This is a genomic window from Zhongshania sp. (assembly GCF_041623545.1).
GTDB lineage: Bacteria > Pseudomonadota > Gammaproteobacteria > Pseudomonadales > Spongiibacteraceae > Spongiibacter.
The window spans coordinates 1-11,763 of sequence record NZ_JBFJWS010000078.1; the positions used below are offsets into that span (position 1 = coordinate 1).

An 11,763-nucleotide genomic window follows, 5' to 3' on the forward strand; every position below is an offset into this window, starting at 1 on the left:
CCCGTGGTCTTTTCAATTTTTAAGCGTAGGGCTTGCTCACTGCCTTGACCGCTGTAACGCCAGCCAGAGCTAAAGGCAAAGTGGCTATCACCTTGGGTGGCAGTGTGGCGAACAAAGGCATTAGTGTCGATTTTATGTTTATCGACGCTGTTGAAGCAAAACACCCCCCCGTTTGTTAGTGCGCGGTGTGCTCTGGCTATACAGGCTTTTAGTTGCGTTAAGTCCGGGCTGTAGTGAATAGAGTATAAAAAACAGGTGATTAAATCGATTGGCTCATCAGTTTGGAAAGTGCACATGTCTTGGCGGCTGAATTTGGCGCTTGGACAGCGCAGCTGGGCGATGTCCAACATGGGCTGGTTTATGTCTAAGCCGCTACTTTGATAGCCGAAATCAATAAAATGTTGGACGTGAGGGCCGGTGCCGCAGGCGAGATCCAAATGGCGGTGACCACTGTTGCCGAAGATCTGGTGCAGTCTGTGCACGCAATGGCTTTGGGCCTCGTAATTGATGTCGGCGCACATTAAGTCGTAATAGCCCGACAGATCGGTGTAAAGCGCGTTAGATGTCATTAGGTAAGGGCCACGTCGACTCAGCGGTATAGGCCTATATTTTGCCACTATTGAGGTGTGTTGGCTTTAGAAAAAAGGCCGGAAGTGCTGCGGCCGGCTAAGTACGGTTAGCAGATAGGGAGTATAGCGGCGCGCTCCCACTTATAGTGATGGTTTTGATTTGTATATGGTCGTGATGCTATTTTCATATATCTGCCAGTTTTGGGTGTTATTTTGCTGCGCCGCCGAACTTGGCGTCACCGAGTGGGTTATAAATGAAAAAATGGCTGTTTATCAGCGCGCTGATTTTAGTCTGGAAGTTTTGCTCGCCAGCTGGGGAGGTGTCGCTTGGCCCAGGGGTGTTGGCTGCTGCTCCGCCTGTTCAGAGTGCGATTGCGACGCCGGTGAGCTATCAGCTCAAGGGTTACGCGGTTACTGAATTGGCTGCGTTTCAACTTCAGGCTAAGGTGCTGTCGAAGACAAATTATTATTTTGATCGCGAGTCCGATATTTCACCTACTGATTTAGCGCTGGGCTGGGGAAGAATGTCAGATGAAGCTTTGCTTGCGCAATTTAGCATTTCTCAATCGGGGCGTTTCTATCGCTGGCGTGTCAAGGAATACCCTATTCCGCATGATGAAATCGTGTCATCCAGTGCGAATATGCATTTGATTCCGGCAAACGATTCCGTGGCAAAGGTAATTAAAAAGATTCGCAAAGGCGATCTTATTTCGCTATCGGGGAGTTTGGTGGAAGCGGTCTCGGTCAATGATGATTGGCGCTGGCGTAGCTCGCTGACGCGCGGCGATGCCGGAGCAGGCGCCTGCGAGTTAATTTGGGTTGAAACTATTCAAATTTTAAGCCCCTGAGTAGGCGCGGCCGTATAGTAATGCCGTGCCTACTGCTCTTGTTTATCCTTCGTTAGTAATTTTTGAAATGGCTTACTTCCATTTGCTTACAGTGATTGGCAGGCCGTCAGTTGGGAAGGCAATGGGTACGACATTGAATTGCATTTCATAGCCGGGCTTAACGCTGATTTTGTGGTCCCGCAGTAGGTGGAAGAGGAATAACTTTACCTGCATTTCTGCAAAGTTAAGACCGATACATTTGTGATGACCGCCGCCAAAGGGAATCCACTGATAGAAATGCTTTTTGTGTTCTGAGCGCTCGGGAGAGAAGCGCTCTGGGTCGAATTTTTTGGGTTCGGTCCACCATTCTTCCATGTAGTGGGTGAATAGCGGAGATATGCCGATACCTGTGTTGGCGGGGATGCGGTAGCCCATGATTTCCGTCTCTTTAATGGTTCGGCGGGGAATGACGGGCACCGGTGGGTACATCCTTAAGGCCTCTTTCATGACGAGGGCAGTTTTGTCTAGTTTGGGTAAATCGTCGTAGTGCAGCTCATTACTCGAGACCTGTTGGTACTCTTCGTGCAGAATCTCCTGCCATTCGGGGTTCTTGGCCAGTGCGTAAATGATTGAGCAAAGTGTGCTGGTGGTGGTGTCGTGGGCCGCAAATAGTAAGAAAATGATGTGATCGCGCACGGCTTCGTCGCTGAGCTCGTTGCCATCTTCGTCTTTGGCATGGCAAAACTGCGAGAAAAAGTCCTCGCTTTCGGTGGCGCGTTTGGCGGTGATGTGCTTTTGAATGAACTCTTCTAGAGCTTGCCGGCCTTTGATGCCCTTATACCAAGTGGTGCCGGGAATTGGCAGTTTCACAACTGCCATAGAGGCTTCCATGGCATGAAGAAAGCCCTTGTTGATTTTGTCGGCTTCTTTACCCATTTCCACGCCCATAAAAACTTGCGCGGCAACGTTGAGTAACAGGGATTTGATGCTGTCTTTAAAGCCAAATTCACTGTCTTTGGGGAAATCGATCACCCCCTGCTGCATGCGTGGATTCATGGTTTGGAGATAGGCTTGCAGAGACTCTTTTTTAAAGGCAGCTTGCAAAATTTTACGGTGGAAGCGGTGCTCGTCAAAGTCGCGCAGCATTAAGCCATTTGGGAATAATTTCTCCAATAGTGGGTCCCAGGCTTTTTTACTAGAGAAGTTTTTGTCGCTGTCTTTGAGTACCAGCTCATTGGCCTCGGGGCCGAGCAGCGCAATATTGTGTTGCAAAAGGGCGTGATTGCGATAGATCGGTCCGTAGAGCTTATACTTGGTGTTAATTAAGCCGTGGTAGTCTTTTAAAAATTTCACGGTATCGCCGAGAATTGGCAGCGCACCATTGTCACCTGGAATATGACTGAGCTGGGAGTTAGATTTGCGCGGCATGTCCAGATAGTCAGTTGATGTTTTCATATTATTATTTCCTTATTTAAAGATGCCAGCCGTTAAAGAGTAGGTCGATAGATTGCTGTATGTGATTTTCAATCTGCGCGGGGTTGAGCGCGGGGCTACCGGTGAGTTTTTGGTAAAAGGGGTATTGCACGACGGGGGCGGTCGCCGATTGAACGAAAAAGAACAGCGTTTCGATGGGGATAGGTTTTAGCGTGCCATTGCGATTTACTTTACTCACCAGCTCGCGAATATATTGCCAGGGCGATTCAAAATAACATTGGTATATGTAATCCAATCGCGGGCCCGAGCACTGAGATTCTTGCTGATAAATATGATAAATCGCCGGGTATTGAAATGCGCTGCGTATATAAACAGTAATTGCTGATTTAAGTGCATCAAGCTCGCTGTGTTCCTCATCAATATGATTGAGGGCTTCAAGCACATTTGCGGTGGTCATACCGGCCAATTTATCGACAACGGCTTTCCATAGCGCTTCTTTCGAGTCGAAGTAGTGATGGAAAAAGGTGTAGCTGACCTTCAGCTCACTTTGCAGTTTGCGCAGAGAGACACCGTCGTAGCCATCGCGAGCAAATATATCGGCTGATGCCTCTAGGAGGGCGTCGATAGATGGCGTGGCCGCTTCATCATTGCGCGGGCGGCCGCGCTTTCGTGTTGGTGTGCTTGTTAGGCTCATCGACAAGACCAATATTAAACAGGTGTTTAATATTGGTCTTGTGCTAGTCAGATGTCAATAGGTCCTGCTAAATCCCCTCTGTATGGATGATGTGCAGTTGGAGGTGCTCCGCTAAGCTGGTGCCATAAAAACCAATAACAGGACGGATATATGCTTTTAAAAGGCAAGGTAGTGATTGTGTCGGGCATTGGCCCAGGTTTGGGACAGGAGCTTGCCGTAGAAGCGGCTAAGCAGGGCGCGGCGGTGGCGATGTGCGCGCGTACGCCAGCAAAACTTGATGAGGCCGAACGCGAGATTGTGGCCTTGGGCTTGGATACACCGATTTTGAAGGTGGCGACTGATATAAGTGACCGCAAACAGTGTACGGAGCTGGTTGAGCAGACTATTGCGCGATTTGGGCGTATAGATGTTTTGTTTAATAGCGCCTATAACCCAGGCAGTTTTGAGCCGATAGAAGTGGCTAATCTAGATAGCTGGCGCGCGGCAATGGACGTAAATTTGTTTGGCACTATGGCTTTAACCCTTGAGGTGGTTCCGCATATGAAGGCACAAGGTAGTGGGGCGATCGTTATGATTAATACCATGGTCACCCGTAAGCCTTTGCAGACCCAAGGTGGCTACGGTGCATCTAAGGCCGCCCTAGCCAGCGCGACTTCACATTTGGCGCTGGAGTTGGGGCAGTATAATATTCGCGTCAACTCAGCGTATATGGGCTGGATGTGGGGGCCGTCAGTTGAGGGCTACTTGCAAATGAATACCGATGCTGGTGGTCCGAGTGTGGCGGATCAGCGTGCAGCAGTGGCAAAGAATATTCCGCTGGGGGATATACCTGATGATGCTGACTGTGCAAAAGCCGCTATTTTCTTGGGCTCTGATTACGCCTGCGCGGTTACTGGTGCAGCGCTAGATGTTAATGGTGGGGAGTTTCTGCCGCATTAAATGCCGCGAAACACTGGGCCGATTAATCAGTCCAGTGTTTCGCTCTTATTAGCTAGCGGGTGCCTTTTTAGCTGCGGCTTTTTTTGCAGGCGCTTTTTTAGCGGCCGCTTTAGCTGGTGCCTTTTTTACTGCCGCTTTTTTAGCTGGGGCCTTTTTAGCAGCAGGCTTCTTTGCTGCTGCCGCTTTGCTAGGTGCCTTTTTAGCGGCCGCTTTTTTGGCGGGTGGTTTGCTCGTTTTGTCAAAGTTTTTGGCGGCATCTTGCGCGGCTTTTGCCAGGGCCTTAGCGCGTTGATAATCACCTTTAAGATCAGCGATTTGTTCCTTTGCCATGATCATTAAGGCCTTGGCATCAAGCTCTAACTCCTTTGCCGCATCGACAGCACCGTGGGCACGGTCTAGCTGTTTATGAACCTTTGCGTCCATATTGGCCTTGGCTTTCTTCTGCAGCTCACCGAGTTTAGTCTGTTCTTCCTTAAGTTTGTCGCGTGCTCGCTCGGCTTGAGCTTTCGCTTTGTCCATCGCCTTGTGGGCATCGGCCATTAAACGGTCGCGCAGTTGTTCAACTTTGTGTTCTAGGGATTCGATTTCCTTGCGGATTAATGCGACGGGATCCATTTTCTTATTTGCCATGTCAGTGAGCCTCTAAGGGTCGATTTTTGTTGTTAAATAAAAATCTGCAACAGCATTAACATAGCAAACTTTGCGATAATGGACAGGAATTCTTGAAATGATAGGTGAAAAAAATGGAAAAAATGAAATCTGATGCTATTGAAGCGGCAGCGTTTAGGCGTTTATTGGCCCACCTTGACAGCCGCAAGGACGTTCAAAATATTGATTTAATGAATTTGGCGGGCTTTTGTCGTAACTGCTTGTCTAAATGGTATGTTGCCGCTGCTGAACAAGAGGGTGAAAGCATTGACTATGAGGCGGCGCGGGAGCGGGTGTACGGTATGCCCTACGCTCAGTGGAAGGCTGAGTTTCAGGCTGAAGCAAGTCCAGAGCAATTGGCTAACTTCGCTAAAAAAGGCGATAAGTGAGCTTAAAGCCCGCCGTTAGGTATAAAGCGATTGTCGGTGTTGGCGCGAATCCACAAGAGCATGTCGCGGGACAATTTCTCACCGCGTTTGCGCAGCACTTTGTTGATCCAGATGGCGGGTGATTCTTTGCCCGCGTCCCAACCGCTAATGAGTTTTTCGGCACGGGTAAAAAAGCGGATCAAGTCGATGAGATCATCATTGCTAAAGTCGGCAACGGCAGATTGCCACTGCTCGGCGGAAAAACGCATAAATGCTGAGTAAGTTTGCTGCTCTTTTTCTGAAAAGGGCGCTGGCAATAACTCGAGTTGTTCGCTGCGGCTCAGCGCAATGCATTGCTGTAGCCACTGATTGTCGATACTGAGGGTGTCTTTCTCTTTTTCTGGAGTCCAGCTGCCAATCGCCATGTTTACTTATACCTAAAATGGGTGGTGAGGGCTAAGACGCTAGTATAACGCAGAATCGCGGGTGACTTGTGCCTAGTGATTTGCTATTTTACTGGTTATTTATCCAGCTTAAGGTGGTTTGTCGTGAGACCTGTTGTTTGCGCAAAATAATACATTGCGATTGCGACTGTTTTTACGCGTCTGTAGAAACACGCGACAATCCAGCTTTGCGCGGTCGCCCCATTGCTGTTGGCGGCGACGCTGCGCGGCGTGGCGTCATTGCAACCTGTAATTATGAGGCTCGAGCCTTTGGTATTCATTCCGCCATGGCTACCGCAACGGCGATGCGGCGCTGCCCGGAACTCATTGTACTTGCCCCTAATATGGATAAATATCGCGAAGTTGCGTTGCACATTCGTGGCATATTTGCCCAGTTTTCTGAAATAATTGAGCCACTTTCCTTAGATGAAGCGTATTTGGATGTCACGGGCAGTAGTGCCTACCAGGGAAGTGCAACACGAATTGCTCAAGCAATTAGACAACAAGTGAGCTCTGAACTTGGAATTACGATTTCTGCGGGCGTGGCCCCCAACAAATTTTTGGCGAAGGTGGCCAGTGATTGGAATAAGCCTGATGGTCTTACCGTGATTACGCCAGCACAGGTCGACGATTTTGTATTGAGTCTTCCGGTGGGTAAAATACATGGTGTCGGCAAAGTTATGGCCCAACGTATGGCTGCGCTGGACATTTATACCTGCGCTGATTTGCGTTTGCGGAGCATGGATGAATTACAGCGTCATTTTGGTAAGTTTGGTCAGCAGCTTTATGATTATGCTCGCGGTATTGATCACCGCGATGTTAAAACCCACCGCCAGCGTAAATCGTTGAGCGTCGAAAATACCTATGCTGAAGATATTGAGGGGGTAGAAATGGCGCTCGCCGCACTGCCGGCTTTGCTGGCTGAACTCAAGCGTCGATTGGCCAAGCATAGTGGCGAGAGCTTTACTGGCGTATTTGTGAAATTAAAAGCCGCTGATTTTCGGCAGACTACCATAGAGCGACGCTGCGATGGCTTTCTTGAATTAGATTTGTTTGAAACCTTATTGAGCGAGGGGTGGCTGCGTATGGAGTCGTCCCTGCGTTTGATCGGTGTGGGCGTTCGCTTTGGTCGTAAGCAAGGCGAGGTTGCTGAGCGCCGCGCCGAGTATCAGTTGGAATTGTTTGATCCCGGTATTTAACGCAAGCGAAAATTACTGTTTCACGGATACTCGTTTGCTTTTGTAGCATGGGTTTACGGAGCTCTTGTAGTCGCGAGTGTCATTATTTAGCGTCTCCCGTCTCCAGCTAGGCGTTTCGCTGGTATTTAATGGGCAATAAAAAAGGGAGGCCGCTTTCGCGGCCTCCCTTTTTTGCGTCATTAACCTTACTTGTTCGGGCTAATTACCTGCAGTTCAACCCGGCGATTGCGCTCACGGCCTTCATCGGTATTGTTGTCGGCAACCGGCTTGCTTTCACCGTAGCCTTTGGCTTTCTGGCGAGACTCGCTGATGCCTTTACCTGTTAAGTAGCGCACCACTGATTCAGCGCGTGCCTGTGACAGTTTGAGGTTGTAAGCATCGCTACCAATAGAGTCGGTGTGACCCATGATAATGATGTGAACATCAGGCTCGTTGCTTAAGGATTCGGCAACTTTATCCAGTACGGTCTGTGAATCAAGCATCAAACGCGATTTGTTAAACTCAAAATGCACGCCGCTTAGGGCAACAGTCTGAGACAGCACGCAACCGCGAGAGTTAACTTTCAGGCCGGGTAGGGTGCCTGGGCACTGATCAATCTTATCGGGTACGCCGTCGCCGTCGCTATCCAGTGGGCAGCCCTGGGCATTCACCGGTACACCACGAGGTGTGTTTGGACACTGGTCGATATCGTTTGGTACGCCGTCGCCGTCGTCATCAATTGAGCAGCCGTGTACGTTTACCCGAGCGCCAGGCGGCGTGTTAGGGCATTGGTCACGGAAGTTAGGGATGCCGTCGCCGTCGCTGTCCAGTGGGCAGCCGGTTGCATCAACTGGGGTGCCACGAGGAGTATTTGGGCATTTATCCAAGCGGTCAGGGACGCCGTCGCCGTCGGAGTCATAGTTGTAGGGCAGCGGCTTTTCGCCAAAGGGTATCGAAATACCAATTAAGGCGGCATAGGTGTAGAAATTGTCGTCTACCAGTATGTTTTGCTCTTTGATTTTGTCGACTTGGTAGCGAATTTCCGCGCGTATTGACGCGTGATCAAGCTCATAAGTGAAACCACCGAAAACGTCAGTGCCGTAATCTGACTGGTTTTCACCGATAAAATCGATTTCATGGTAGGTCAAGCCCGCACCCATAAATGGCTGCAGTGCTGAAGCGTCTAAGTGGAAGGCGCCAAAGGGGAAGTACATGAAATCGAAACCAGCGGCGGTGCGCTCGTAGGTATCATTTTTAGTGGTTTTTAGCTCGCCATAGTTAATGTGAGCGTCCAACATCACGTAGGGGCTAATTGGCTTGCCCAAGCCAAATTTAAATTCGCCGCCGTTGTCGTAATCAGCGTCATCAGCAACGGTGGTGCCAATTAAGCCGTGTACACGCCAGCGGTTATCAAAGACTTTTTCTTCTTCCTCAGCTGCGAAAGCTGAAAATGCACTGCACCCGACAGCAAGAGCAAGCGTTATATTACGCAGTTTACTCATTGATCTATTCTCCATTGCTAAGCATTGTAAAACGCGGCCGAAGCCGCGTTTAATTTATTCGTTATTGATCAGGGACTTACTGGAAAGGCCGCAGCGCAATCTTCTGCTGATATAGTGCCGTCAACTAGGCCTTGGAAGGCGGCTAGTCCAGCCTCAGGATCTTGATCCTCGAAGGCGCCGCTGAGTGAGCCAATAAAGCCTTCTACATCCGGCTGGGTGACCGCGCATGCCTCCGCAATCGCTGCGAGAGATTCTTCATTGAGACCTTCGGCGATGGCTTGTATTTCCGCTAGTCCTGGAGGTGGTGTGCCGCCACCGCCGCCACCTGGGAATTCCGCTGAGTTAATCGCATCAACTATTTCGTCGGAAGGAAGGTTGGAAAGTAGCGGGTCAGCATAGTAACCAAACTCAAACAGCATCGGCAGGAGTACTGGGCCAGCCAATGGGTTGTCGCCAGAAAGCAGTGGGTCAAACACCGCGCAGGCTGAGCCACCGTTGTCAGCGAGTTCCGCTGTGCCGGCTGGTTGCACCAATACCGTTGCACCGTTTTCAGACAGTGTTTCCTTTTCCGATGCAGGGGTATCCGCTGTTGGTGGTGTATAGACACCGTCTTTTGTACCCCGGTCGGTGAAGACTTGCACGCACATTGTGGACAAGCGCGCTGCGCCTTGGGCTTCGAGCAGGCCCTTGTCAGTGGGGCTGAATCGCGCTGGCGGGCTGGTGCGGGCCTCATCTACAGGTACAGGGATCTCGCCAGATTGTGGCGTGACTACACAGCTATTGTTCGCACTGTCGTAGTAACCGATGTCAGCACTGAAGACAAAGGGATCAAAAGGTGTCACGTCACGGTATACGGTGAGGTCCGTTGGGTCCCCAGCATTTGGTGCGCCTTCGTTGCTCTTAAACAGCGCGTGGGCCTTGAAACGGCGGCTACCGGTGCTCGCTTCCGCGCTTTGCTGACTTGGGTCGAGGCTGACGTTGCCACTGCCTAGGCAGGAGAACTCGTCAACTGCTGGGTTCTGCGATTCATCAATTTGCATTAGCACCAGCTTGACCAACTGGTCGTCAACAACATCGACGACAACGGTGTCAGCAGTGCTTGTGTTCTTGTAGGTAGCCGTTAATGTCGTGGCGGCAAATATCGGTGCGTTAGGTGTGGTGGGTTTCGCCGTAGTGACGGACGTATTCGCCGGACTAACGCTGAGTATACTGCTGTCGCCAACTGTCCATTTCACCGTGCCGCTGCCGCAAGGGGCCTCGCCGCTGGCATAGGTGCATCGTGCAATAAAGCGCTTCTCGGTTTGTAAAATACTGAGATTGATGCTGTACATGTTGTTGGAGTCGCGAGTACCGATAGCGTTGTTCGGGAGCAGAGGGTAAATGGTGATCGCACTCACTGCAGAGTCTGTGAGGTTGATTTTTAGGTTGCCTGTGACCGGGGTAGTGCTATTGCTATTGGTGTAGCTCGCAGTTACCACGCTGTTGTTTTCGCTATTGTTGCTGCGAATTGCATCATAGGCACTTTGGCTGATCGTGGTTGCAGTGCCGTTAGGCTCACTCAGGGTATTAGTCGGTGCGCCTGAACCAGTATCTAAGGTGAAGATCTTGGTCGGCGCGCCATTCCACTTCATGAGGCCCGCTGCACGACATTGGTAGCGGTCAAAAGTCTGGTTGATATTGGCCGGATTTTCGTAATGGAGCTTGGCTACCATTTGCAGTTGCGAAGCCGCGGGAACGCTGACTTCAGTAATGGCGGCAGTTGGACTGTCTAAGCCAATGCAGCGTGTAAGTGGCTCAACTGCAGTATTGAGTTCGCCATTAGTATTACAAACCCCGGCAGCCGGATTGACAATGGTGCAAACGTCGATTGGACCTTTAACTACCGCTGGTTGCAATGAAACGGTTTTTTCCGCGAATACGTTTGGATCGTTGCTTGTGTCTGTGTCGTAAAGATCCGCGCAGTTTTTAGCAGGGTCGATCGCTTTGATAATAAAGCCCATAGGCTTGTCGCTGTTGCTGCTATCAAAGGGGTTTTTAATTGTTGCGACGGCGTTGACTTGATCAGGGGAGTAGCTGGCAAAGCTAAAGATAGCATTTGCGTCAACGCTGCTGCGTGTGCCTTTATCAACATACTCAGCGCAAAATTTGGCTTCACCGGTGCGATTTTCGCGGATGGTGACGTTTTGCAGGACATGGAGTAGTTGGTAGTTCGCCGTTACAGTAGCGGCGGAGTCAAGTGGGTCGATGGCAATGAGTGCTGGACCGTCGACAAATTGCCCATTTACTACGCGCTTGGGCGGGATAACAAGGAATTTACCGACCACGGGGTAATCGCGGCCATTATATTTGAACAGGGCTTTGACGGTGAGTTCAACTTCAGGATTGACTGCCCCAGCTGGAGTTTTCTCAGGGTAAAAAGTGGCACTGAGAATGTCCTTTACCTTGCCAAAACTGATGGCGCTGCGCACCGGGGCGTTTAGCTCGGCCAAGGGCGGGTTACCCGCGCCTTCAATAGACCATGTCGCTTTATCGGTGACGTTCAGTTCGGGGCCGAGATTGAATTCAACACCGTCGGTCTGCAGTGCTACTAGCCTGACAGGGATACCTTCTTCGACTTTATTCGTGCCCAAGCCGGGCAGCTTATGTGTGACAGGGAAGTCAATGCGCAACGTTGCGGGATCAAGGCGTGGCGCCGGACGATCTGGGCTACGGGCGTCCCCACCGCCACCACAGGCAACGAGCACGCTCGTTATAAGTGCTAACGATATGCTTAGTAGTTTCGTATTCATTTATTCCCCTCCGGGAGAACCCTGCTTAGTACACAATTGCGAATTATCAATTTTTAGATCTACGTAGTTTCACGGATGTGATTCGTAAAAACAACACCATGCGCAGCTAGGTTTCGATGTTAGCACTAAAAATGTGAAAATTTCTGTGAATCAGTTGTAAAACTGGCGGTCCAGCGTGGTGCAGGGGGGAGTTTTAATGAAAAAGTCTGAAAAATCCCTCCCTTACGGGAGGGACTTCAACTCAAAGGTAGCTTTCTATAGGGGGGCATGAGCAGATTAAATTGCGATCACCGAACACATTGTCAATGCGGTTAACGGTGGGCCAGTACTTGTTATCGCGCAGGCTCGGAACTGGGAATCCGGCTTCTTCTC

General features: G+C 50.3%; 11 protein-coding genes. 4 read left to right on the forward strand and 7 right to left on the reverse strand.

Translation table 11 applies throughout. From position 1 onward, the window contains the following. Window positions 1-569 (reverse strand): class I SAM-dependent methyltransferase (locus tag ABYT30_RS09340; RefSeq protein ID WP_373096178.1); only part of this gene is annotated, 569 nt, incomplete at its 3' end. Between the two features lie 254 nt (window positions 570-823). On the opposite strand from ABYT30_RS09340, the gene ABYT30_RS09345 reads away from it, so the two are divergent. Next, the gene (locus tag ABYT30_RS09345; RefSeq protein ID WP_373096180.1) at window positions 824-1,417 is read left to right on the forward strand and encodes a hypothetical protein; all 594 of its coding nucleotides are present in this window, start codon (window positions 824-826) and stop codon (window positions 1,415-1,417) included. Window positions 1,418-1,489: 72 nt separating this feature from the next. On the opposite strand, the gene ABYT30_RS09350 is transcribed toward ABYT30_RS09345, so the two are convergent. Together ABYT30_RS09350 and ABYT30_RS09355 are read right to left on the reverse strand one after the other, a co-directional pair. Next, a complete protein-coding gene (locus ABYT30_RS09350) occupies window positions 1,490-2,851 on the reverse strand; it encodes a cytochrome P450 (protein ID WP_373081637.1) in 1,362 nt (453 codons plus the stop codon). A gap of 16 nt (window positions 2,852-2,867) precedes the next feature. Beyond that, complete coding sequence (locus tag ABYT30_RS09355) at window positions 2,868-3,524, reverse strand: TetR/AcrR family transcriptional regulator (RefSeq protein ID WP_373096182.1); 657 nt, start codon at window positions 3,522-3,524, stop codon at window positions 2,868-2,870. A 150-nt stretch (window positions 3,525-3,674) separates the two neighbouring features. Here ABYT30_RS09355 and ABYT30_RS09360 point away from each other — a divergent pair, with 150 nt between their 5' ends. Next, a complete protein-coding gene (locus ABYT30_RS09360) occupies window positions 3,675-4,463 on the forward strand; it encodes an SDR family oxidoreductase (RefSeq protein WP_373096184.1) in 789 nt (262 codons plus the stop codon). Between the two features lie 48 nt (window positions 4,464-4,511). On the opposite strand, the gene ABYT30_RS09365 is transcribed toward ABYT30_RS09360, so the two are convergent. Further along, entirely contained in the window at window positions 4,512-5,093 is a 582-nt protein-coding gene (locus ABYT30_RS09365; RefSeq protein ID WP_373096186.1) for a hypothetical protein, read from the reverse strand. 113 nt (window positions 5,094-5,206) lie between these two features. On the opposite strand from ABYT30_RS09365, the gene ABYT30_RS09370 reads away from it, so the two are divergent. Further along, window positions 5,207-5,500 (forward strand): DUF1244 domain-containing protein, encoded by a 294-nt coding sequence (locus ABYT30_RS09370; protein WP_373081645.1) that lies wholly within the window; start codon window positions 5,207-5,209, stop codon window positions 5,498-5,500. A gap of 2 nt (window positions 5,501-5,502) precedes the next feature. On the opposite strand, the gene ABYT30_RS09375 is transcribed toward ABYT30_RS09370, so the two are convergent. Then, window positions 5,503-5,904, reverse strand: a complete 402-nt coding sequence (locus ABYT30_RS09375; protein WP_373081646.1) for a hypothetical protein — start codon at window positions 5,902-5,904, stop codon at window positions 5,503-5,505. A gap of 137 nt (window positions 5,905-6,041) precedes the next feature. Here ABYT30_RS09375 and dinB point away from each other — a divergent pair, with 137 nt between their 5' ends. Further along, window positions 6,042-7,121 carry a DNA polymerase IV gene (gene dinB, locus ABYT30_RS09380; RefSeq protein ID WP_373081648.1) on the forward strand — a complete coding sequence of 360 codons (1,080 nt, stop codon included), beginning with the start codon at window positions 6,042-6,044 and terminating at the stop codon, window positions 7,119-7,121. Window positions 7,122-7,306: 185 nt separating this feature from the next. Here the strand turns inward: dinB and ABYT30_RS09385 are convergent, their stop codons facing one another. Together ABYT30_RS09385 and ABYT30_RS09390 are read right to left on the reverse strand one after the other, a co-directional pair. Beyond that, window positions 7,307-8,602 (reverse strand): OmpA family protein, encoded by a 1,296-nt coding sequence (locus tag ABYT30_RS09385; protein ID WP_373081650.1) that lies wholly within the window; start codon window positions 8,600-8,602, stop codon window positions 7,307-7,309. A 68-nt stretch (window positions 8,603-8,670) separates the two neighbouring features. Beyond that, window positions 8,671-11,391, reverse strand: a complete 2,721-nt coding sequence (locus ABYT30_RS09390) for a hypothetical protein (RefSeq protein ID WP_373096187.1) — start codon at window positions 11,389-11,391, stop codon at window positions 8,671-8,673. Window positions 11,392-11,763 lie beyond the last annotated feature (372 nt).